This is a genomic window from Oceanicaulis sp., from assembly GCA_040112665.1.
Lineage (GTDB): Bacteria > Pseudomonadota > Alphaproteobacteria > Caulobacterales > Maricaulaceae > Oceanicaulis.
In genome coordinates, this window is record CP157796.1 from 2138401 (window position 1) to 2159167 (window position 20767).

Consider the following 20767-nt stretch of genomic DNA (forward strand, 5'->3'; position numbering starts at 1 on the left):
GGCTCCGCTCACAAGGCGGGGCCGTTTTCGTTTCGGACGTTGCTTGGCTCGGCGGCTCCAGGTCAAGGCGCTTGAGCCGCCTTCACCCGCATCTCCAGACGCTGGCGCTCCCCCACCCGACCCGAGGCTCCGCCTCGGCCCACCCTTCCCACAGAGGGGGAGGGAGTGAAGCGTTGCGATTGCTGGAACGTCAGACCGTAAAGCCGAACCGTCACTCCCTCCCCTTGATGGGGAGGGTCCGCCCGAAGGGCGGGGGTGGGGTGAAGATCGTAGAGCGCCTGATTCCGCAGACGCTGGCGCTCCACCCTCCCCGCAAGGGGGGAGGGAACAGGTCACCGCTGGCGATGATCAGTAACGTGAAAGACGCTTCCGCCTACGAAAACCGGCGCGCGAAAAAGTCCGTCACGCGCACCAGCCCGTCCACCGTGCCCGGCTCTCCGGCGGCGTGGCCGGCGTCGTGGACGAAGTCGAGCTGGCTGCCCGGCCAGGCCTTGTGCAGTTCCCAGGCGGTCTTGGGCGGGGTGACCATGTCGTAGCGGCCCTGCACGATCGCGCCGGGGATCTCGGCGAGATGGGCGGTGTCTTCCAACAGCACCCCGTCGCGCTCGAGAAAGCCGGCGTTGACGAAGTAGTGCGTCTCCATCCGCGCCAGGGCGTCCGAGCGGCGCGGTTCGGGGTTCGCGGTGTCCGGATCGGCGTGAAGACTGATCAGCGCGCTTTCCCAGCGCGCCCACTCCACCGTGTCCGCGCGGCGTTCGGCGGGATCGTCGACCATCACCCGGCGGTGATAGGCGCTCAGCACGTCCTCCTGCTCCTCGCTGGTGAGCCGGCCGGCGAAGCGCGACCAGGCGTCGGGGAAGAGCCGGTTCGCGCCGTCGCGGTAGAACCAGTCGATCTCGGTCCGGGTGCAGGCGAAGACCCCGCGCAGCACCAGCGCCATGACATGGTCGGGACAGGCGCGCGCGTAAGCGAGCGCCAGCGTCGCGCCCCAGCTGCCGCCGAACACCACCCATTTGTCGACGCCGAAAAAGGCGCGCAGCGCTTCGATGTCCTCGATCAGCCGGCCGGTGGTGTTGTCCTCGATCGAGGCGAAGGGCCGGGATCGGCCGCAGCCGCGCTGATCGAACAGGATGATGCGGTATTTGCGCGGATCGAAGAAGCGCCGCATGGCCGGCGCGGCCCCGCCGCCGGGCCCGCCGTGCAGACCCAGAACCGGAACGCCGTCCGGCCTGCCGCATTCCTCATAGTACAGGCTGTGGCCCTGGCCGACAGGCAGGTGGCCGCTCCGCGCCGGTTCGATGGGCGGGTAAAGTCCGAGGCGGCGTGCGTGCCTGTGAGAATCCATGAGCAACCGACCGCGCATTCGCGGCCCTTCATGTTCAGTAAATTTGATTGCCTTAAGAGTATGCTTTTTTATGATGCCGTAAAGCGGTGCTGCGAGGGGCGCGCCGTGCGCGGTTTCGCGCGAAGGGAACTCGATTTGACGGGACGAGCGGCTGAAACGCTGAAACTCTCCGTGCTCGCGTGCGCCGGTGTGTTTGCGCTCGCCGTGAGCGGCTGCGCCAGCGCGCCGATCGATCTGCGCGGCGAAGACCCCGCCCTGGCCGGCGCCCTCGATATCCAGACAAGCCTGCGCGAAGAAGCCGACGCCGTCGTCACGCGTGTCGACGCCGAAGGCTGGACGCTGCGTCCTCCGGCCGGAGAGGCGGCGCGGTCTTTCCTGGGCAGGCTCCTGGGCGGCGCTGGCGCAGAGGAGGGCGGCGAGGACGCCGGCGACCCCGTCGCGACCTATATCGCCAGCACCGGCGACGCGGCGGCGCTTCAGGATCTCGCCGAGCTGTCTGACGCGGTCGAGGCGCTCAGCGCCTCTGCGTTCGCCGTGGCCGGCTTCGACCGGGGACTGAACCCGGACGCGATCGACCGCGACATCGCGGCCGCCGAGCGCGCGCTCGGCGCCACGCGGCGCGCCTCGGCCTTCTTCGCAGAGGTCGGCATGGTCGCCGAGATCGACGGGCTCGACGCCCGGCTCGAAACCCTCATCGACGCGCAGAAGAACCTCGCCGCGGCCGCCGACGCGCTCGCGGAGCGCCGCTGGGCCGCCCGCCACGATCTGACGGGCTGACCGTGCCGCTGGACATTCCGGGCGACCGGCTCGACCCCCAGACCGTCACAGGATTTCTCGCCGAAGACGAAGGCGAAGCGCTGCACGCGTGGGCGCTGAGAGCCGCCGAGGCCGCACCGGGCCCGTTCGTCGAGATCGGTAGCTGGTGCGGGCGCTCCACGGTCTATCTCGGCCGCGCCGCGAAGGCCGCCGGCCGCCTTCTGTTCGCCATCGACCATCATCGCGGCAGCGAGGAGCACCAGCCTGGCGAGGGCTATCACGATCCCGGACTGTTCGACGCCGAGCTCGGCCGGGTGGAGACGCTGCCCGCGCTCAGGCGCACGCTGGCGCTCGCCGATCTCGAAGCCCATGCGGTTCCTGTGGTGGGCCCCAGCGCGGCGATCGGGGCGGCCTGGGGCGGTTCTTTGAGCTTCGTCTTCATCGACGGCGGGCATGCGATGGAGACCGCCCTGGCGGACTATCGCGCCTGGGCCGGTCATGTCGCGCGCGGCGGTATCCTGGCCATTCACGACGTCTTTCCCGATCCGAAAGACGGCGGACGTCCGCCCTACGAGATCTGGAAGCTCGCGGTCGCCTCGGGGCTGTTCGAGCCGGTCGAGCGGATCAATACGCTCGAGGTGCTTCGCCGGGTCTGAGCCAGGCCTCTGGCCGGGCGTGGCGGATCAGAAAGTCTGCGCCGGGGCTGAGATTGAACAGCGCGTCGGCGGCGAGCACGACCGCGCCGGCGGTCCAGCCCGGACGCTCCTTGGGCCAGATCATCCCCAGCTCGAACTGCCAGCCCATCCAGTAGCCTTCGCCGCCGCGCGCCAGCGGGGCGAGGTCTGAGATGAGCGTCCTGGCCTGCTCGCGCCGGCCCGCAGCCAGGCACGCCATGGCCAGCTCTGCGGTTTCCGCGGCGGTCACCCACGGCTCGTCGGCCACGCAGCGGCAGCCCAGATCGGCGACGACGAAGCGGTTCCAGTCCGCATCCAGCCGTGCGATCGCCGCAGGGCCGCTGATCGCGCCTGTCAGGACCGGGTAGTACCAGTCCATCGCATAGGTCGTGCGGTCCACGCCCTTGCGGTCGAAGCGCTCGGGGGATTTCGCAAACGCGCGGGCGATGCCGGCGCGGGCGCGGGCCCAGCCGGGCTTCTTCTTGCCCAGCGCATCGGCCATCCGAAGACCGGCTTCGAAGCTTTTGTAGAGCGAGGCGTTTCCGGCGCGCAGCGAGTCCACGTCCTCGAGCGGCTGGTCGGGATCGGGATCGCGCCAGACGATGTCGCCGGCCGGGCACTGGCGCGCGGCCACCCAGTCGAGCGCGCGCTCGACCATTTCATAGTGGCGCGCGATGAGCCGCGGGGCGTCGAGCGCCAGGGCCGTTTTCAGAACCGTGACGGCGACATAGCCGGTGAAGTTCGTGTCGCGCGCGGTGACGGGCACGTCAGGCGGGGCGATGTACTCGCCGGTCTCGTCCATCGGCACCCCGGCGCCGAGCTCGCCGGTCCAGCCGCCGTCGTCCTCCTGAAGATCGGCGAGAGCGTCGAGCGCGGCCTCTGCGGCGGCGCTGCGGCCGGCGACGGCCAGCGCCATCGCGCTCTCGCCGTGGTTCCAGGGATCCCAGACGCCCGCCTCGATCCAGGGAATCGTCCCGTCACGGCGCTGCAGCGCCTCGATCCGGTCCGCGCAGGCGGCGAGGTCGACCCCGAGGGCGCGCGGGCTCATGCCGCGCTCCGCTTGTCGAAATAGAGCGCGACGGACTTGCCCATGACAGGGTTCAGCGCCGCCTCGGTCCAGCGGGTGAGGCGCGGCTTTTCAAGCAGGTCCCACTCCAGAAGCTTGCGGTAGGCCGCCACGGTCCGGCTTTCCTCCTGGCGCTCCCATTTCGCGCATCTCAGCCACCAGTAGGGGCTGTGAAGCGCGTGCGCCCAGTGACGCTTGAAGGCGGAGAAGCCGAAGCGTTCGACCTGGGCGCGCAGCTCGGCGTCCCTGAAGATGCGCACATGGCCGCCGGGCGTGTTCTGATAGCCTTCCGACAGCGTCCAGCAGATCTTCTCCGGCCAGAAGCGCGGCACCGAGCAGGCGAACTTGCCGCCGGGCCGGGTCACCCGCGTGATCTCCGCGAGCGCGGCGTCCACGTCGGGCAGGTGTTCGAGCACTTCGGAGCAGATCACCACGTCGAAGCTGGCGTCCTCGAACGGCAGGCGCTCGGCGTCGCCCACCGTCCAGACCGCGCTGCGCGGCGGTTCTGCGGGCGGCGGGGGCAGCTCGAAAAACCCGTCGATCGCGCCCTTGAGGTCTTCAAGGCTGAGGTCGAGCATGACCACGTCGAGCGCACGCTCGTGCCAGTAGAGCGCATGGCTGTGCCGGCCCCGGCCGCACCCGAGGTCGAGCACGCGCTGGCCGTCCTTCAGGTCCAGCGCGTCGAGATCGAGCGTGACCATCATGTCCGCTCGCGCTCCGCCAGAGCCTGACGGTAGAGCCTGATCGAGGCCGCCGCGTGTTTGTCCCAGCGGAAGGCGCTCGCGGCGCGCGCGGCGCTTCTCGCGCTCATCTCCGCGCGCATCCTGGGGTCTGCGAGCACGGCTTGAAGCGCGTCGGCGAGAGCGACGGAATCTTCGACCGGCGTGACGATCCCGGCGTCGCCGGCCACTTCGGGCAGGGCGCCGCCGGAGGACACGATCACCGGCGCGCCGCAGGCCATCGCCTCGGCGGCGGGCAGGCCGAAGCCTTCAAAGCGCGAGGGCGAGACGAAGACCGAGGCGCTACGGAAAAGATCGGCGAGGTTCTCGTTGGAAAGCCCTGACACGAAACGGACCTTGTCGATCAGCCCGCCGCGTTCGAGCGCGCGCTTGGCCGGCCCCTCGCGCAGCTTGCCCACGACCGTCAGACGCGGCGCGCCGCCGCGCCTGTTCAGGATCGACAGCGCGTCGATGAGGATGTCGAGGCCCTTCACCGGCACGTCCGCGCTGGCCAGCGTGACGACATGGTTCTCGTCGCGCTGCACGTTCGGGTCGGGCAGGAAGACGGCGTGGTCGACGCCGTTCAGCGCCACGGTGACGGTGGACGGATCGACGCCGCAATGCGCCGCATAGCCTGCGCGCGCGGCCTCGCTGACGGCGATATGGCGCGGCAGCCGCCGGGCGGTCTTGGCCTGCATGCCGGTGAAGGAATGCCAGCGCGCGGCCAGCGCCTTGCGCCACCAGACACCGGCGTTGGCCACCGCGAAGGTCCGGTCGAGCACGATCGGGTGGTGCAGCGTGGTGATCACCGGCACGCGGCGGTCGATGCGCACCATGGCCGGGGCGAGGGTCTGGTTGTCGTGAATGACGTCGAACCGGTCTTTCTCGCGTTTGATGAAGCGTTCGAGCCTGAGCGCGAAGCTCTTCATCTCGGCGAAGGCGCCGGTGTTGTGCGCCAGCCATTCGGCCCGGTCTGCGCGAGAAAACAGATAGGACGGCCTGAAAGCCAGAAGCGCGTTCTTCTCCTCGAACAGATCGAGCGAGGGCAGGCGCTGAAGCGCGATGTCCGTGTCGAGCTCGGGATAGGGCGGGCCGGAGGCCACCGTCACCTCGCAGCCGGCTTCGGCCAGCGCGCGGGTCAGCGCACGCACATAGATGCCTTGCCCGCCCACGAAGGGATGGCTGCGATAGCTCGTGACCAGCACCCTGAGGGGCCGGCCCGTCTGGTCGGTGTGAATCCGCCCGTCGGTCATCGGCGCGCGAAGCTACTGGCTCGCCTTTTGAAAACCAAGCGCAAACACCGTTCACTCTGCTTTAAGTCCGCCCGGTTCGGCGCTACACCGCGCACGCCATGATCGGTCGCCTCCGCTCCCTTCCGCGCCCGGCGCGCTTCGCCCTGTTCTACGGGGCGTTCTATTTCGGATTCGGCGCGTATCTGCCCTACATGCCGGTCTGGTTCGAGGCGCGCGAGCTGACCCCTGAGATGATCGGCCTCGCCGCGGGCGCAGGCATGGCGGGCCGGGTCTTCGCCGCGCCGCTGGGCGCCGCGCTGGCCGACACCGTCACGAAACGCCGTCACGCCGTGCTGGCGTTTTCGCTGGCGGCGTTCTTCATCTTTCTGGCGCACGTGCCCGCGAGCGAGCCCTGGCTCATCGTCGCACTCGCAGCCCTCGCGGGCGGCGCATACACCGGCATCGTGCCGATCATCGACGCCTTCGCGATCCGGCAGGCCAAGGTCCGCCGCTTCGCCTTCGGCCCGCCGCGCGCGTTCGGCAGCGCCGCCTTCATCGCGGGCAATCTGGGGTGCGGCGCGCTGATCGGCTGGCTCGGCGGCGAGGCGGCGCTTTACTGGACGATCATCGGCGCAGGGCTGGCCGTGCTCGCCGCGCTTTTGCTGCCCGAAGGCCGCAGGCCGCCCGACGCGCGCGCGTCCCGCTCGGCCGCGCCGATCCGCGACCTTGTGACGACGCTGAAAAGCGCCGGCCTGCCCTTCGCCTTCGCCGCCTCGGGCCTGGTTCAGGGCGCGCACGGCTTTTACTACGGCTTCTCCGCGATCGCCTGGCAGGCCCAGGGCGTGCCGTCGAGCGCGGTGGGCGCGCTCTGGGCGACCGGTGTGGCCGCAGAGATCGTCTTCTTCTCGGTGATCGCGCGCTGGTCGGGGCGAATCGGACCGGCGGGGCTTCTGGCGCTGGGCGCGGGCGCGTCGATCGTGAGGTGGCTGGCGCTGGCGGCCGGCCCGCCTCTGCCGCTATTGTTCGTCCTGCAGGGGCTGCACGCCTTCAGCTTTGGCGCGACGTATCTGGGCTTTCTGCGCTACGCGGCCGACAACGCGCCAGAGCGCTACGGCGCCACCGCGCAGGCGCTTAACTCCGCGCTGTCGGGCGGGATCATCCTGGCCGCGGCGACCTGGGCGTCAGGGCACGCCTATGCGGCCCTGGGCGTTTCAGGGTTCGCGCTGATGGCGCTGCCGGCGGCGGCGGGCCTGGCGTTCGCGCTGATCCTCGTCTGGCGTCATAATACCGCCGCGAAGGGCGCTGAAGCTCCATAGCCGAGCCCGGGGGACGGATTTGACCGCTGAAACAGCGACATCGAGGGGCGAGGCCGAGCTGGGCCGCCGCGAGGCGGACGGCATGGTGATTCTCGAGCCGCGCGGGGACTGGACGGTGGAGACCGTCGGCCGGTTCGACCGGACCCTGAAGCGCGTCGAGGAGCAGACCGATCCCGGCGCGCTGGTGATCGACCTCACGCATCTCAAGCGCATCGACACCGCCGGCGCCTACATGCTCGGCCGGACGCTGCAGCGCTGCGAAGACCCGGACGCGGACTGGCGCTTCACCGGCGAGCACCCGACGGCGCGCCGCCTCATCGCGGAAACCCGCCGCTATCTCGCCGATTGCGCGACCGCGCCTGACGAGAGCGGCGGGGTGATGGCGCTGATGGCCCGGATCGGGCAGGGCGTCGAGGACGCCTGGAAAGAGACCGTCGACACCTTCGCCTTCTTCGGCCGCACCATGACCACGGCGGCCGCCCTGTTCACCGGCCGCAACAAGTTCCGCTGGACCGCGACCGTGCACATCATGGAGAGCGCGGGCGTCAACGCGCTGCCCATCATCGCGGTGCTGAGCTTCTTCATCGGCGCGGTCGTCGCCTTCATGGGCGCGAACCTGCTTGAGACCTTCGGCGCTTCGGTCTTCACCGTCGAGCTCGTCGGCATCTCGGTGCTGCGCGAGTTCGGCGTTCTGATCACCGCCATCCTGCTCGCGGGACGATCGGACAGCGCGTTCACCGCCGCGATCGGCTCGATGAAGATGCAGCAGGAGATCGACGCCATGAAGGTGATCGGTCTCGACCCCTATGAAGCGCTGGTTCTGCCGCGCGTGGTCGCGTGCGTGATCATGGCGCCGCTTCTGACCTTCGGGGCGATGGTGGCGGGCCTGTTCGGCGGCGCGCTCGTCAGCTGGGCGACGCTGGACATTTCGCCGACCTTCTTCATCGCGCGGATGGAGAGCACGATGGACTGGACCCATTTCATGGTGGGCCTGTCCAAGGCGCCGGTCTTCGGCCTGGTCATCGCGATCATCGGCTGCCGGCACGGGCTGAAGGTCGGCGGCGACGTGGAAAGCCTCGGCCAGCGTGTGACCACCTCGGTCGTCCAGTCGATCTTCGCGGTCATCGTCATCGATGCGATGTTCGCCATGATGTACCTGGAGCTCGACATATGAGCGGCCGGGACGTCGTCATCGAAGTGCGCGGCCTTAAGAGCCAGTTCGGGACCCATGTGGTCCATGACGGGCTCGATCTGGAGGTCCGGCGCGGCGAGATCCTGGGCATCGTCGGCGGGTCGGGCACCGGCAAGTCGGTGCTTCTGAACACCATTCTGGGGCTCAAGCAGCTCGACGGCGGCGAAGTGTTCTTCGACGGCAAGCCGCGCTCGAAGATGACCCGCCGCGACCGCGAGGCGCTGGAACGGCGCTGGGGCGTGTTGTTTCAGGCCGGCGCGCTGTTTTCTTCGCTCACGGTCGCGGAAAACGTCATGGCGCCGCTGAAAGAGCACGTCTCCATGTCGGCCTCGCTCATGGAGGAGATCGCGGCGCTGAAGATCAGCCTGGCCGGACTGCCCGACGAGGCGGCGACGAAATTTCCTTCCGAGCTTTCGGGCGGCATGAAGAAGCGCGCAGGTCTCGCCCGCGCGCTGGCGCTCGATCCCGATCTTCTGTTTCTCGACGAGCCCACCGCCGGCCTCGACCCGATCGGGGCGAGCCAGTTCGACGCCCTGCTGCTCGAACTCAGCCGGACGCTGGGTCTGACCGTGGTGATGATCACCCACGATCTCGACACGCTTCACGCGGTGTGCGACCGCGTCGCGGTGATCGCGGAGAAGCGCATCATCGCGAACGCGCCGCTCGACACGCTGACGCGAAACCCCCATCCCTGGATCCAGGAGTATTTCGGCGGCCCGCGCGGGCGCGCCGTGCTAAGAACCGGATCCGAACGCGGCGAGGTGACCTGACATGGAGACCAAAGCCCATCACGCGCTGGTCGGATTTTTCGTCGTCTTCCTGACGGCGGCCGGCCTGTTCTTCTTCCTGTGGCTGAGCCAGACCACGTTCGACCGCGAGTTCCGCGAATACGACGTGGTGTTCGAAGGCCCGGTGCGGGGGCTGAGGACCGCCTCGGAAGTGCGCTTCAACGGCATCCAGGTCGGGGAGGTCACAGATCTCGGGCTCAACCCCGACGATCCGGGCGAGGTCATCGCGCGCATCCGGGTCGACGCCGCAACACCCATCAAGGTGGATTCCACCGCCCAGCTCGAACCTCAGGGCCTGACAGGGCTGAGCTATATCCAGGTCAGCTCGGGCTCGGCGGACGCCGCCCGGCTCGAAGGCCGGCCCGGCGACCGCGCGCCGCGCATCTATGCGCGCGCAGCCCAGATCGAAACGCTGGTGGAGGGCGGCGAGACGCTGCTCGAAAGCGCGCAGCTCACCTTCGCCCGCGTCGGCCGGCTCCTGAACGACGAGAACCAGGAGAGCGTCACCAACACGCTCAACAATATCGAGACCATCACCGGCCGGCTCGCCGAGGACGAAGGGCTGATCACCGATCTTCGCGCCGCCATCGCCAATATCGACCGGGCCGCGACCGATATTTCAGAGGCCGCGCAGGGCGTCGAACGCCTGACCGCCACCGCCGAGGTCTTCTTCGTCGAACAGGCCGGCCCTGCCGCGGAAGACGTCAGCCGGGCGTCCATCGAGGTCGATCGCACCTCGCGGGAGACCTATGACGCGCTGGTCGAGATTCGCCCTGCGCTGGAGGAGTTCTCCGAAGACGGGCTGGGGTCGCTCACCGGTGCGGCGCGCGATCTGCGCGCGCTTGTGGCCGCGCTCGAACGCATCGTGCTCGAACTCGAGCAGGACCCCGCCGGTTTCGTAAGCCAGCCTTCGGGCGAAGAGATCGAGGTGCCGCAATGAGCCGTCTCATCCCAGCACTCGCCGCCCTTGCGGCGCTGGTCGCCGCGCCGGGCTGCGTGTCGCTTCTGCCTGAAGCCGAGCCGACCACGCTCTACCGGCTCGACACCGCCGTCACCGACGCCGCGCCCGCCAGAGCGGGCGAGGACATCCCGGTTCTGATCGACCGGATCGCCGCGCCGCGCGGGCTCGCCGGCGACCGCATCGCCATCCAGCGCGGCGACGCGATCGCCTACATGGCCGGGGCGCGCTGGATCGGTCCCGCGCCGCAGCTCGTCGAAAGTGCGGTGCTGGACGGGTTTCACGCCACAGCCCCGCTGATCGGCCCGGCCAAGGCCGAGGACGGGGTGGACGCCCGCTACGAACTGGCCCTCGAACTGCGCCGGTTCGAGGCGGTCTATGATCAGGGCGAGGGCGCCGCGCCGACGGTCCGCGCCGCCCTCCGCGCCCGGCTGATCGACCGCGACACGCGTGCGCTGGTCGCCGCCGGTACGATCGAGGAAAGCCTGCGCGCCGCGGAAAACCGCCAGGGCGCGATCGTCGCTGCGTTCAGCCAGGTCACCGACAGTGTGGCCCGCGAACTCGCCGACTGGACCCAGACCGAGATTTGCGCCAGCGACGGCGCGCCGGAGGCCTGCGGCGGCTGAGCAGGCGTGGTTTGCGCAGGCGGCGCGGACGGGTAACCTCGGCTCGAGGTTCGCTTTTTCCTGACGGAGTTCCGCCCATGCGCCTTGCGCCCTTCGCCGCCGCTGCGGCTCTCGCCGCCTGTACGCCCGCCGCCGACGAGGTGGTGAGCGAGATCGCCAGCGGCACCGACATGACCGACGCCGTTCCCGCAGACGCCGCGCCGCCCGCCGACGGCCCGCTCAGCTATCCGCTGACCCGCCGGACCGATCAGGCCGACGTCTACGCCTCGGCGCGCGAGGGCGAGGTGACGGTGTTCGATCCCTATCGCTGGCTCGAGACCGATGTGCGCGAAAGCGAGGAGGTCGCCGGCTGGGTCGCCGATCAGAACGCGCTGACGAACGCCTATCTCGACGCGCTTCCCGGACGTCAGGCGATCGCGGACCGGCTCGCCGAGCTGTGGAACTACGAGCGCTACGGCCTGCCCGATCACGCCGGCGGGCGGTATTTCTACACCCGCAACGACGGGCTTCAGGACCAGAGCGTGCTGATGGTCGCCGACGGGCTCGACGCCGCGCCGCGCGTGCTGATCGATCCCAACGCCTGGTCGGGCGAGGGCACGACGGCGCTGGCGAGCTGGGAGCCCAGCCCCGACGGGTCGATGCTGGCCTATTCGGTCCAGGAGGGCGGATCGGACTGGCGCACGGTGAAGATCATCGACGTGGCCAGCGGCGAGATCCTGTCTGACGAGATCGAGTGGGTGAAGTTCTCCCCGCTGAGCTGGGCGAAGGACGGCTCGGGCCTGTTCTACTCGCGCTATCCCGCGCCGCCCGAGGGTGAGGAGTTCACCGCGCCGAATCTGAACCAGGCGATCTGGTTTCACCCGGTCGGCGAGGCGCAGAGCGAGGACCGGCTGATCCTGTCCGATCCCGACCGGCCCGAGGTGAGCTGGCGCGGCTCTGTGAGCGACGACGGGCGGTATCTCATCGCCTATTCCTCCGTCGGCACGGACGGCAATGCGATTCACGTCATCGATCTCGACGCGCCGGACTCCGCGCCGGTCGCGGTGTTCGAGGGCTTTGCAAACAACCACCTCTATGTCGGCAACACGGGCGCGCGGTTCTTCTTCCACACCGATCTCGACGCCCCGAACGGGCGGATCGTGGCGCTCGACCTCTCGGACCCGTCCGCGCTGACTGAAGTGATCGCGGAGACCGCAGACGTGATCACCGGCGCCGATCATGTCGGCGGGCATATCGTGGTGGAGCGGATGAAGGACGTGGCGAGCCATGTCGACGTCTACACCACCGACGGGAATCTCGTGCGTTCGGTCGCGCTTCCCGGGCTGGGCGTGGCCTCAGGTTTTTCCGGATCGCCGGACCGGAGCGAGACCTTCTACAGCTATGAGAGCCTCAACCAGGCGCCGGCGCTTTACCGCTATGACGTGGAGACCGGCGAGAGCACGGTCTTCCGCGCGCCGGAGCTGACCTACGATCCGGCGGACTACGTGGTCACCCAGACCTTCTACGAAAGTACGGGCGGGGCGCGCATTCCGCTCTTCATCGCCCATCATCGCGACGTCACCCCGAACGGGGCGCGGCCGACGCTGATCTACGGCTATGGCGGGTTCGCCATCACGCGGCGGCCCGATTTCGACGTGCGCCGGCTGCAATGGATGGAGATGGGCGGGGTCTACGCCATCGCCAACATTCGCGGCGGCTCGGCCTATGGCCGGGACTGGCACGACGCGGGCCGGCTGGCGAACAAGCAGAACGTCTTCGACGACTTCATCAATGCGGGCCGGGCGATGATCGATCTTGGCTGGACCAGCCCGGACAATCTCGCGATCGACGGCCGATCGAACGGCGGGCTTCTGGTCGGCGCGGTCGCCAATCAGGCGCCGGGCCTGTTCGCCGCGGCCCTGCCGGCGGTGGGCGTGATGGACATGCTCAGGTTCAACCAGTTCACCGCCGGGCGGTTCTGGGTGTCGGACTACGGCAGCCCCCAGGACCCCGCGATGTTCGACGTGCTCTACGACTACTCGCCGTATCACAACATTCCCGAGACGGGCGAGTATCCCGCCACGCTCGTCACGACGGGCGACACCGACGACCGCGTGGTGCCCGGCCATTCGTTCAAATACGCCGCCGCGCTGCAGGCGGCGGACACCGGCGACGCGCCCACCCTGATCCGGATCGAGACCAGCGCCGGGCACGGCGCGGGCACCCCGGTCTCCAAGCTGATCGACGAGGCGGCCGATCGTTGGGCCTTTATCGCCTACCACACCGGACTTGATGTGGAGTCCGCGTTGCAAAGCGAGTAGCATGACAGGAGAGAACAAGGTTCTAGACATGCCCTTTCGCCACCGCCTTGAGCGCCTGGAAGCGCTGCAGTCGGGCTTGCGCAGCGCAAAGCCGCGGCCTGACACCGTGGCGTCCTGGTTCGCCGCCGGCGCCTTGCTGGCGTCCGAACAGGACGAGGCGGCGCTGATCGAGGCGGTGCGTGCGCGGCGCGAGGAGATCGGCGACGCGGTCGGCCGCCACACCGCGCCGTCGGGCGGGCTGCGCTGGGTCTATGCGGCGATCCTCGCCGCGCATGAGACGAGCGTCGAGCGGTTCGCGGCGATGCGGGACGTTCTGCGCGACCGGCGCAAGGCGTCCGAAACCGGCGGACTGCATGCGGGCGGGGCGCGCGCGGCTCTGGTGCTCGCATTGTCGGACCTGTCGCCGGCGGAGGCCGCGCAGCGCTTTTTCGCGCTCAAGGCCGAGCTGAACCCGCCCTGGTGGCGGCGCGATCCGTCGGTCACCGACACCTTCGCCGCCGCCCACGCCGTCCGCGGCGACGCGCCCGCCAGCGTGTCCCAGGCGAGAAGGCGCGCTGAAGAGGTGTTCAAGTCCGATAGCCGGACGCGCCATCGGCGTCGCGACGGCGCGAAGTTCGCCGCCATCAATGAGGCCGAACCCCGCAGTGTTCTGCAGCGCTTCGACCGGCTCGACGCCTTGCGCAAATCCCAGCGTACGCTGAAGCACCGGGTCGATCGAACGATCCTGCTCGACTGGGCGTCCCAGGGGGTGGAGGCCGAAGACCTCGACCAGATCGCCCAGATCATCGACGAGTTGCCGCGTCATAGCGGCGGCGACGGCGCAGGCCTCGCCCGGCTCGCGCATCTGACCCACACCGGCGGCAAGGGCGGCGGCGCGGCGGCTGCTGCGAACGCGCTGTCCGCCGTGGTCGCGGCCCAGGCCGCCGCTGCTGCGGCCTCGGCGGCCGCCGTCACCGTCGCGGTCAGCGCCAGCACCTGAAACCGCTGCGCCCCGCCTTGCGTTCATCCCTCTCACCGAGGGAAGACCAAGGAGCGAGCCCATGCGTTTCATGCTGTTCACCGCCGCCAGCGTTCTCGCGCTCAGCGCCTGCGGGCCTGACGAGGCCGAGATCGAGGCCGAGGACGAGACGATGGAGGGCGTCGAGGTCGCAAACGGGGGCGGCGTCGACGACCGCAATATGGGCGACGACCCCGCCGACGAATTCTCTGCGGATGCCGAAACTGCCGACGCGGGCTATGGCGAACAGGACATGGCCGGAGGCGAGACCGGGGACGTGACCGGCGACGCCACGCGCTCGGGCGACGACCAGGTCGGCGCCGAGCCTGCGTCCTGGAGCTATGAAGGCGAAGCCGGGCCTGCGAACTGGGCCGACCTCGACGAGCGGTATCAGGTCTGCGAGACGGGGAACCGCCAGTCGCCGATCGATCTGGGCGAAACGCCGATCGAAACAGAAGAGACCGCCGCGATCCGCTGGAACGAGGCGGTGAACGCCTCGATCGACGGGCGCGGGATCGCCTTCAAGGTGACGTTCGAAGAGGCTGGCGGGCTGATGCTGGGCGATGAAGCCTACGAGCTCATCCAGATGCACTTCCACGCCGGCTCCGAGCACACCGCCGAAGGCGAACGCTATCCGCTGGAAGCGCATTTCGTGCACCAGTCCGAAGGCGGCGATCTGGCGGTCGTGGGCGTCTTCTTCGAGCGCGGCGATCCCAGCCCGGTGCTCAATGCGATCATCGCCAGCCTGCCGGACGGGCCGCGCGTGACCGACATGGACGCCGCGCTGTCGCTGGACATGCTGCTTCCCGAGGACCGGCGCGCCTGGCGCTATGAAGGCTCCCTGACCACGCCGCCCTGCACCGAGGGCGTGCAGTGGATCGTGTTCGAGACCCCGGCGACCGCCGCAGGCGAGCAGATCGAGGAGATCGCCGCCTATCACCCGGGCAATTACAGGCCGATCCAGTCCACCGGCGACCGCGAGGTGCGCACCGGCGAGGCCGGCTAGCTTGGCGCAGGGCCGGGGGCGGCTTACCTCTGACCCATGATCCGCCCCCAGGACCTGCTGCGCGAGACCGAGCGCGGGCTCTATTGCGAGCCCGGCGGGTTCTATATCGACCCGATGCGGCCCGCAGAGCGCGCCGTGGTCACCCACGGCCACGCCGATCACGCCCGCGCCGGTCATGACGCCGTCGCCGCGACGCCGGAGACGCTGGCGATCATGGCGGCTCGTTACGGTGCGGAATTCTGCACGCGCGCCCAGTCGCTTCCCTATGGCGAGACGGTGAAGATCGGCGAGGTGTCGGTCAGCCTGCATCCGGCCGGCCACGTGCTGGGCTCGGCGCAGGCGCGGCTGGAATGGAAGGGTCTCGTGATCGTCGTCTCCGGCGATTACAAGCGCCGCCGCGATCCCACCTGTGCGCCCTTCGAGGTGCTGCCCGCCCATGTCTTCGTCTCAGAAGCCACCTTCGGCCTGCCGGTCTTCCGCCATCCCGACGACACAGGCGAGATCGCCAAGCTTCTGGCCAGCGTCGAGCGGTTCCCCGCTCGCGCCCATCTCGTCGGCGCCTATGCGCTGGGCAAGGCGCAGCGGGTGATCATGCTCCTGCGCGAGGCGGGCTATCACGAGCCGATCTACATCCACGGCGCGCTGAAACAGCTCTGCGATCTCTACCGCGAGCACGGCGTGGAGCTCGGCGAGCTCAGAAACGCCACCTTGAAGGACGCCGACGGAAAGAAGGCCGACTTCGCCGGGAAGATCGTCATCGGCCCGCCCTCGAGCTTCCAGACCAGCTGGGCGCGGCGCTTTCCCGATCCGGTGACCTGTTTCGCCAGCGGCTGGATGCGCATTCGCGCCCGCGCCCGCCAGCGCGGCGTGGAGCTGCCGATCATCCTGTCCGATCACGCCGACTGGGACGAGCTGACCCGGACCGTGCGCGACGTCGATCCCGAGGAGCTGTGGATCACCCATGGCCGAGACGACGCTCTGGCGCGCTGGGCGGAGCTCGAAGGCTACCGCGCCCGTCCGCTGAGCCTGGTGGGCTATGAGGACGAAGATGTGGACTGACGGCGCTGCGCGCTTGCGTGTTCACGCTTCGTGCCTGTAACTGGAGGGATGCTTCAGACCCTCACCCCGGCGGGCCGGCAGGCCGTTATGACTGTGAACGGCGCGCGCATCGCCGCCGACCCGTCCGGCGCGGCACTGGAGCTGTCCACCGGAACCCTGCTGGTCGCCGACCTGCACTTCGAGAAGGGCAGCGCCTTCGCCGCGCGGGGGGCCATGCTGCCGCCCTACGACACGCGAGCGACCCTTCATCGGCTCGCCGAGGTGATAGCCCGGCTGCGCCCGGCGCGCGTGGTCGCCCTAGGCGACAGTTTTCACGATCTCGGCGCGCACGGACGCATTCACGAGGCCGACGCGCGCATGCTCGCCGATCTCGTCGCCTCGGTGTCCGACTGGCTCTGGATCGAGGGCAATCACGATCCCGAACCGCCCGCCCGCTTCGGCGGACGACGCGCGTACGAGACCCGGCTGGGTCCGCTTCATCTGATCCACGAGCCCGGCGCCGGCGCCCGGCCCGGCGAGGTCGCCGGACACCTGCATCCGTGCGCGAAGATCGCCGTGCGCGGCCGGGGCCTGCGCAAGCGCTGCTTCGCAACGGACGGCGCGCGCCTGGTCCTGCCTGCGTTCGGGGCCTTCACCGGCGGGCTCAATCTGCGCGACGCGGCCTGGGCGCCGATTTTTCCCGCCGCGCCGACCGCCTGGATGTGCGGCGACCGGCGGGTTTTCCCCGTCTGCGGCTCCAAACTCAGGCCCGATTGAAGCGCGGGGCCTTGTCAGGCCGCGCCGAAGCGCCGAGTTTCCCGCCCGACGTCAATTCACAGCGAAGGGATTTGATCATGAGCAGACGCGAGTTCGACATCGTCGTTTTCGGAGCCACGGGGTTCACCGGCCGGCTCGTCGCCGAGTTTCTCGCCGCTCACCATCCCGAGATCCGGTTCGCCATGGCGGGCCGCAATCCTGAAAAGCTGAAATCCGTGCGCGACGAGATCGGCGCGCCGGCCGACACCCCGCTGATCGAGGCGGGCGCGGACGATCATCAGGCGCTGCTCTCGCTCACCGGGCGGGCCGAATGCGTGATCACCACGGTCGGGCCCTACCAGCTGTACGGCGAGCCGCTGCTGCGCGCCTGTGCGCTGAACGGCACCGACTATGTCGATCTGTGCGGCGAGCCGGCCTGGATGGCCGACATGATCAAGGCCTACGAGGCCCAGGCCAGGGAGAGCGGGGCCCGGATCGTCCTGTCCTGCGGCTTTGATTCCATTCCCTTCGATCTCGGCGTGATGTTCCTTCAGGAAGAAGCAATCCGCCGCTCCGGCGCCCCGATCGAGCGCGTGAAGGGCCGCGTGCGCTCGATGAAGGGCACGTTCTCCGGCGGCACGGCGGCGAGCTTCGCCGAGACGATGAAGCGCGCCCAGTCCGAGCCCGAAGTGATCGAGGTTCTCAAGAACCCGTTCGCGCTGACCCCCGGCTTCACCGGGCCCCAGCAGCCCCACGGCGCCAAGCCGGTTTATGAAGACGATCTCGGCAGCTGGTCGGCGCCCTTCATCATGGCCGCGATCAACACCAAGAACGTGCACCGCACGAATTTCCTGCTCGGCCATCGCTACGGCGAAGCGATGGTCTATGACGAGATGCTGCTGACCGGCCCGGGCGAAAAGGGCGAGCAGATCGCCAATCATGTCGCCAAAGACCGGTCGATGGCCGAGAACAAGCTCAAGCCGGGCGAGGGGCCCTCGAAGGAAGAGCGCGAGAAAGGCTCCTACGAGCTGATGTTCACCGGCGAGACCAAGGACGGCGAACGGATCACCGCCATTGTCTCCGGCGACCGTGATCCGGGCTATGGCTCGACCTCGAAGATGATCGCGGAAACCGCGATCGGGCTGGCCAAGGATATCGGCCGCGAGCACACGCCCGGCGGGATCTGGACGCCCGGCTCTGCGCTCGGAAAGGCGCTGATCGACCGGCTGAGCGTGCACGCCGGCCTGTCCTTCCGCTATGAGTGATCGGGGGAAAATAAGGCGATCTGGGTTAAGGTAAGGCGTTTCAGGGAGACTTCTTGCCATGACCGCGCAGAAAGCGATCGACTCCACAGTCACCGAAAAAGGCCAGACCACGCTGCCCAAAGCCGTGCGCGAAGCGCTGAGGCTGAGCGCTGGCGACAAGGTTCGGTACTTCATCTACGGCGACGAGGTCCGGATCGCCAAGGTCCGCTCGGCCATGGATCTCGCAGGGATGCTTTACGAACCCGGCCGCAAGCCCGTCACGATCGAAGAGATGAACGAAGCGATCGCGCGCGGTGCGGCTTTCGGTGAGGCCGACGAGTGATCGCAATCGACGCCAATGTCCTCGTGCGATTCAGCGAGCGCGACGGCGGCGATTTCGCCCGATCTCATGATCGCCGCTGCGGGGAAGCGCGCCGGAGCCTTGCCGCTATACACCTTCGACAAGAGGTCTGCGCGGCGATCAGGCGTAAGCCTTCTCGACGCCTAAAGGCTGAACGTCGGCGACCAGCGCACGAACGCCGCGAAGCTGAGACTGATGACCGCGCCGACGGTGAGCAGCAGGCGCAGCGGCAGGTACCAGCCGGGGAAGGTGGCGTCGCGGATCGCGGCGCGGTCCCACAGATACTGGATCACGAAGCCGGCGATCAGTATCCCCCAGCCGACCAGTTCGAGATTGATCGGGATGCCAGGCCGGCTCCAGACCTGGAGCGGCACGGCGATCCAGCCCGCCAGCGCGATGACGATCGCCAGCACCAGAACGCCGGTGCGCGGCTTGTCGCCGTGAATGACCAGCTCGCCCGCCCAGCGCCCGCCGGCGAGAAAGCTCAGGATCACCGCGGCGTAGGGCGGAAGCGCGTTCGCCGCCTGAAGCTCGGCCTGCCCGCCCAGCGCCAGGCCCAGAGCGCCGGCCACGAACGGGATCAGCCCGCCGAAGCCCAGAAAGATCGCGGCGAGGGGCGCGTCGGACAGGCGGTTCATGCGTGCGTCTCCATCATTCAGCGTCGGCGTCCGGCGGCGGCGGCGGCCCATCCGGCGAGGCCCGCCATGATCACTGCGAGCAGGCCGTAGACAAGGGGGTGGTCGTGGGCGAGCTCATATATGGCGCGCTCGGCGCCGGCCTTGACGACCTCGAGGCTCGTGGTGCGGGTCGCGATCGGTTCTCCGCCGCGGAAGAGATAGACGTCCGCTTCGTAAACGCCCGTGGGCGTGGCGGCCGGCAGCAGGATGCGGGCGGAAAACAGTCCGTTTTCAAACGTTTCAACGCCCCCTGGCCGTTCGGCGAACAGTTCCGCGCGCGCCTTGTTGCGCACGATCGCCGAGCGGTAATCGACGATCTCCGCGCCGAGTTCCGAGACGCGCATGTCGGGCACGCCGAACCGGGTCTCGAGCCGCTCGGTCTCCGGAGCGGACAGCCTGAGATGCGCCATGCCGATCCCGTTGCGGCGCAGGGCGGAGAAGGTGGCGAACTCCTCAAGCGGCCGGGTCGAGGCGACGGCGTAGAAGCTCGCCACCTGCTCGAACCGGATGGGTGCGGCGTTCACCCATATGCCCGCCACCCGGCGCTTGCGCATGACGCGCAGGTCGCGCATCGGCCCGCGCACGGCCACCACGATGTCGTCGCCGTCTTCCATGCCGACCGCGGCGCCGAAAAGCGTAAGTTCCGCGCCGGCGAAATTGGACCTGATTTCAACGACGTCCTCGGTCAGCGCCGCAGCGATCTGCGCGCGCGGGGCATCGGCGTCCTGCGCGAATACCGGCGCGGCGAGCAAGGCGGCGAGGAGGGCGGCGAGGCGGATCATGAGCCGCCTCCCGCTTCCATCAGCACGTAGAGATCGGTCGGGGTGCTGGCGAGGTCCCAGGCGAGTTTCAGGCAGACGGAAAGGACGATCAGCGCGAGGGCGGCGCGCAGCTCCTCGCCCTTGATCTTCGCGCCTGCACGCGCGCCGATCTGGGCGCCGGCGACGCCGCCGACGATCAGCAAAGCGGCCAGAACGACGTCGACGGTCTGGTTCTGGACGGCCTGAAGAACGGTGGTCAGGGCGGTCACGAAGAGGATCTGGAACAGCGAGGTGCCGATCACGACGTTGGTGGGCATCCGCAGGAGATAGATCATGGCCGGAACAGCCACGAAACCGCCGCCCACGCCCATCAGCGCGGCCAGGGCGCCGACCAGAAACCCGATGAGAATCGGGGGGATGACGCTCATATACAGCCCCGAGACGGGAAACCGGGTCTTGAAGGGCAGAGCGTCGATAAGGTTGCGCTTGCGGCGTTTGCGCTTGGGGGCGGAAGACCCGAGGGTTCGGCGGCGGATCGCGTTGAGACTCTCGATGAGCATCAATCCGCCGATTATCCCGAGGAAACCGACATAGCAAAGCGAGATCGCCAGATCGATCTGGCCCATCGCCTGCAGGATCGAGAACAGCTGCACGCCGGTGACCGAGCCGAACACCCCGCCCACCAGCAGAACCAGCCCCATCTTCACGTCCAGAGATCGCCGCCGCCAGTGCGCCAGCGCGCCGGAGACCGAGCTCGCCATGATCTGATTGGCCTGGGTGGACACCGCCACCGCGGGCGGCACGCCCAGGAAGATCAGGATCGGGGTCATCAGAAACCCGCCGCCCACGCCGAACAGGCCGGAGAGGAATCCCACGCCCAGCCCCAGGCCCAGCAGGACGAAGAGGTTGATCGAGATTTCCGCGATCGGAAGGTAGATCTGCACGACGCTCCCGC

General features: G+C 68.9%; 21 protein-coding genes. 14 read left to right on the forward strand and 7 right to left on the reverse strand.

From position 1 onward, the window contains the following. Positions 1–373 precede the first annotated feature (373 nt). Positions 374–1345 (reverse strand): prolyl aminopeptidase, encoded by a 972-nt coding sequence (pip, locus tag ABL308_10435; protein ID XBQ15374.1) that lies wholly within the window; start codon positions 1343–1345, stop codon positions 374–376. Between the two features lie 135 nt (positions 1346–1480). Here pip and ABL308_10440 point away from each other — a divergent pair, with 135 nt between their 5' ends. Further along, positions 1481–2122, forward strand: coding sequence for a hypothetical protein (locus tag ABL308_10440; GenBank protein XBQ15375.1), 642 nt, complete (start codon positions 1481–1483; stop codon positions 2120–2122). 2 nt (positions 2123–2124) lie between these two features. Then, complete coding sequence (locus tag ABL308_10445) at positions 2125–2757, forward strand: class I SAM-dependent methyltransferase (GenBank protein XBQ15376.1); 633 nt, start codon at positions 2125–2127, stop codon at positions 2755–2757. Here ABL308_10445 and ABL308_10450 read toward each other — a convergent pair. From ABL308_10450 to ABL308_10460, 3 genes are read right to left on the reverse strand one after another with little or no spacing between them, the layout of a single operon-like run. After that, positions 2726–3823: a hypothetical protein gene (locus ABL308_10450; GenBank protein ID XBQ15377.1), complete on the reverse strand. Its 1098-nt coding sequence runs from the start codon at positions 3821–3823 to the stop codon at positions 2726–2728. The genes ABL308_10445 and ABL308_10450 overlap by 32 nt on opposite strands. After that, positions 3820–4545, reverse strand: coding sequence for a methyltransferase domain-containing protein (locus tag ABL308_10455; protein XBQ15378.1), 726 nt, complete (start codon positions 4543–4545; stop codon positions 3820–3822). Before ABL308_10455 ends, ABL308_10450 begins: the two co-directional genes overlap by 4 nt. Continuing rightward, positions 4542–5813 carry a glycosyltransferase family 4 protein gene (locus tag ABL308_10460; GenBank protein ID XBQ15379.1) on the reverse strand — a complete coding sequence of 424 codons (1272 nt, stop codon included), beginning with the start codon at positions 5811–5813 and terminating at the stop codon, positions 4542–4544. Before ABL308_10460 ends, ABL308_10455 begins: the two co-directional genes overlap by 4 nt. A gap of 98 nt (positions 5814–5911) precedes the next feature. Between ABL308_10460 and ABL308_10465 the strand changes: the two genes are divergently transcribed. From ABL308_10465 to ABL308_10520, 12 genes are all read left to right on the forward strand, one after another. Next, complete coding sequence (locus tag ABL308_10465) at positions 5912–7108, forward strand: MFS transporter (GenBank protein XBQ15380.1); 1197 nt, start codon at positions 5912–5914, stop codon at positions 7106–7108. Positions 7109–7127: 19 nt separating this feature from the next. Then, positions 7128–8282: an ABC transporter permease gene (locus ABL308_10470; protein ID XBQ15381.1), complete on the forward strand. Its 1155-nt coding sequence runs from the start codon at positions 7128–7130 to the stop codon at positions 8280–8282. Continuing rightward, positions 8279–9070 (forward strand): ABC transporter ATP-binding protein, encoded by a 792-nt coding sequence (locus tag ABL308_10475; protein XBQ15382.1) that lies wholly within the window; start codon positions 8279–8281, stop codon positions 9068–9070. The genes ABL308_10470 and ABL308_10475 overlap by 4 nt, the downstream gene beginning before the upstream one ends. A gap of 1 nt (position 9071) precedes the next feature. Further along, the gene (locus ABL308_10480) at positions 9072–10028 is read left to right on the forward strand and encodes an MlaD family protein (protein ID XBQ15383.1); all 957 of its coding nucleotides are present in this window, start codon (positions 9072–9074) and stop codon (positions 10026–10028) included. Continuing rightward, entirely contained in the window at positions 10025–10672 is a 648-nt protein-coding gene (locus tag ABL308_10485; protein ID XBQ15384.1) for an ABC-type transport auxiliary lipoprotein family protein, read from the forward strand. Before ABL308_10480 ends, ABL308_10485 begins: the two co-directional genes overlap by 4 nt. Positions 10673–10749: 77 nt before the next feature. After that, a complete protein-coding gene (locus ABL308_10490) occupies positions 10750–12972 on the forward strand; it encodes a prolyl oligopeptidase family serine peptidase (GenBank protein XBQ15385.1) in 2223 nt (740 codons plus the stop codon). A 28-nt stretch (positions 12973–13000) separates the two neighbouring features. Then, a complete protein-coding gene (locus ABL308_10495; protein XBQ15386.1) occupies positions 13001–13951 on the forward strand; it encodes a hypothetical protein in 951 nt (316 codons plus the stop codon). Between the two features lie 61 nt (positions 13952–14012). After that, positions 14013–14975, forward strand: a complete 963-nt coding sequence (locus tag ABL308_10500) for a carbonic anhydrase family protein (protein XBQ15387.1) — start codon at positions 14013–14015, stop codon at positions 14973–14975. A gap of 36 nt (positions 14976–15011) precedes the next feature. Then, the gene (locus ABL308_10505; protein ID XBQ15388.1) at positions 15012–16034 is read left to right on the forward strand and encodes a ligase-associated DNA damage response exonuclease; all 1023 of its coding nucleotides are present in this window, start codon (positions 15012–15014) and stop codon (positions 16032–16034) included. 48 nt (positions 16035–16082) lie between these two features. Continuing rightward, the gene (pdeM, locus tag ABL308_10510; protein ID XBQ15389.1) at positions 16083–16790 is read left to right on the forward strand and encodes a ligase-associated DNA damage response endonuclease PdeM; all 708 of its coding nucleotides are present in this window, start codon (positions 16083–16085) and stop codon (positions 16788–16790) included. Between the two features lie 77 nt (positions 16791–16867). Then, positions 16868–18034, forward strand: coding sequence for a saccharopine dehydrogenase NADP-binding domain-containing protein (locus ABL308_10515; GenBank protein XBQ15390.1), 1167 nt, complete (start codon positions 16868–16870; stop codon positions 18032–18034). A gap of 58 nt (positions 18035–18092) precedes the next feature. After that, positions 18093–18356: a type II toxin-antitoxin system PrlF family antitoxin gene (locus ABL308_10520; GenBank protein ID XBQ15391.1), complete on the forward strand. Its 264-nt coding sequence runs from the start codon at positions 18093–18095 to the stop codon at positions 18354–18356. A gap of 161 nt (positions 18357–18517) precedes the next feature. Here the strand turns inward: ABL308_10520 and ABL308_10525 are convergent, their stop codons facing one another. From ABL308_10525 to ABL308_10535, 3 genes are read right to left on the reverse strand one after another with little or no spacing between them, the layout of a single operon-like run. After that, on the reverse strand, positions 18518–19012 hold the full coding sequence (locus ABL308_10525) for a DUF3429 domain-containing protein (GenBank protein XBQ15392.1): 495 nt from the start codon (positions 19010–19012) through the stop codon (positions 18518–18520). A 17-nt stretch (positions 19013–19029) separates the two neighbouring features. Continuing rightward, positions 19030–19833: a TIGR02186 family protein gene (locus ABL308_10530; GenBank protein ID XBQ15393.1), complete on the reverse strand. Its 804-nt coding sequence runs from the start codon at positions 19831–19833 to the stop codon at positions 19030–19032. Then, positions 19830–20756 carry a sulfite exporter TauE/SafE family protein gene (locus ABL308_10535; protein ID XBQ15394.1) on the reverse strand — a complete coding sequence of 309 codons (927 nt, stop codon included), beginning with the start codon at positions 20754–20756 and terminating at the stop codon, positions 19830–19832. Before ABL308_10535 ends, ABL308_10530 begins: the two co-directional genes overlap by 4 nt. Positions 20757–20767 lie beyond the last annotated feature (11 nt).

Coding starts and splice junctions, on each gene's coding strand:
- pip (XBQ15374.1), bottom strand. CDS start 1,345: ATGGATTCTCACAGGCACGCACGCCGCCTCGGACTTTACCCGCCCATC.
- ABL308_10450 (XBQ15377.1), bottom strand. CDS start 3,823: ATGAGCCCGCGCGCCCTCGGGGTCGACCTCGCCGCCTGCGCGGACCGG.
- ABL308_10455 (XBQ15378.1), bottom strand. CDS start 4,545: ATGATGGTCACGCTCGATCTCGACGCGCTGGACCTGAAGGACGGCCAG.
- ABL308_10460 (XBQ15379.1), bottom strand. CDS start 5,813: ATGACCGACGGGCGGATTCACACCGACCAGACGGGCCGGCCCCTCAGG.
- ABL308_10465 (XBQ15380.1), top strand. CDS start 5,912: ATGATCGGTCGCCTCCGCTCCCTTCCGCGCCCGGCGCGCTTCGCCCTG.
- ABL308_10475 (XBQ15382.1), top strand. CDS start 8,279: ATGAGCGGCCGGGACGTCGTCATCGAAGTGCGCGGCCTTAAGAGCCAG.
- ABL308_10480 (XBQ15383.1), top strand. CDS start 9,072: ATGGAGACCAAAGCCCATCACGCGCTGGTCGGATTTTTCGTCGTCTTC.
- ABL308_10485 (XBQ15384.1), top strand. CDS start 10,025: ATGAGCCGTCTCATCCCAGCACTCGCCGCCCTTGCGGCGCTGGTCGCC.
- ABL308_10490 (XBQ15385.1), top strand. CDS start 10,750: ATGCGCCTTGCGCCCTTCGCCGCCGCTGCGGCTCTCGCCGCCTGTACG.
- ABL308_10495 (XBQ15386.1), top strand. CDS start 13,001: ATGCCCTTTCGCCACCGCCTTGAGCGCCTGGAAGCGCTGCAGTCGGGC.
- ABL308_10500 (XBQ15387.1), top strand. CDS start 14,013: ATGCGTTTCATGCTGTTCACCGCCGCCAGCGTTCTCGCGCTCAGCGCC.
- ABL308_10505 (XBQ15388.1), top strand. CDS start 15,012: ATGATCCGCCCCCAGGACCTGCTGCGCGAGACCGAGCGCGGGCTCTAT.
- pdeM (XBQ15389.1), top strand. CDS start 16,083: ATGCTTCAGACCCTCACCCCGGCGGGCCGGCAGGCCGTTATGACTGTG.
- ABL308_10515 (XBQ15390.1), top strand. CDS start 16,868: ATGAGCAGACGCGAGTTCGACATCGTCGTTTTCGGAGCCACGGGGTTC.
- ABL308_10520 (XBQ15391.1), top strand. CDS start 18,093: ATGACCGCGCAGAAAGCGATCGACTCCACAGTCACCGAAAAAGGCCAG.
- ABL308_10525 (XBQ15392.1), bottom strand. CDS start 19,012: ATGAACCGCCTGTCCGACGCGCCCCTCGCCGCGATCTTTCTGGGCTTC.
- ABL308_10530 (XBQ15393.1), bottom strand. CDS start 19,833: ATGATCCGCCTCGCCGCCCTCCTCGCCGCCTTGCTCGCCGCGCCGGTA.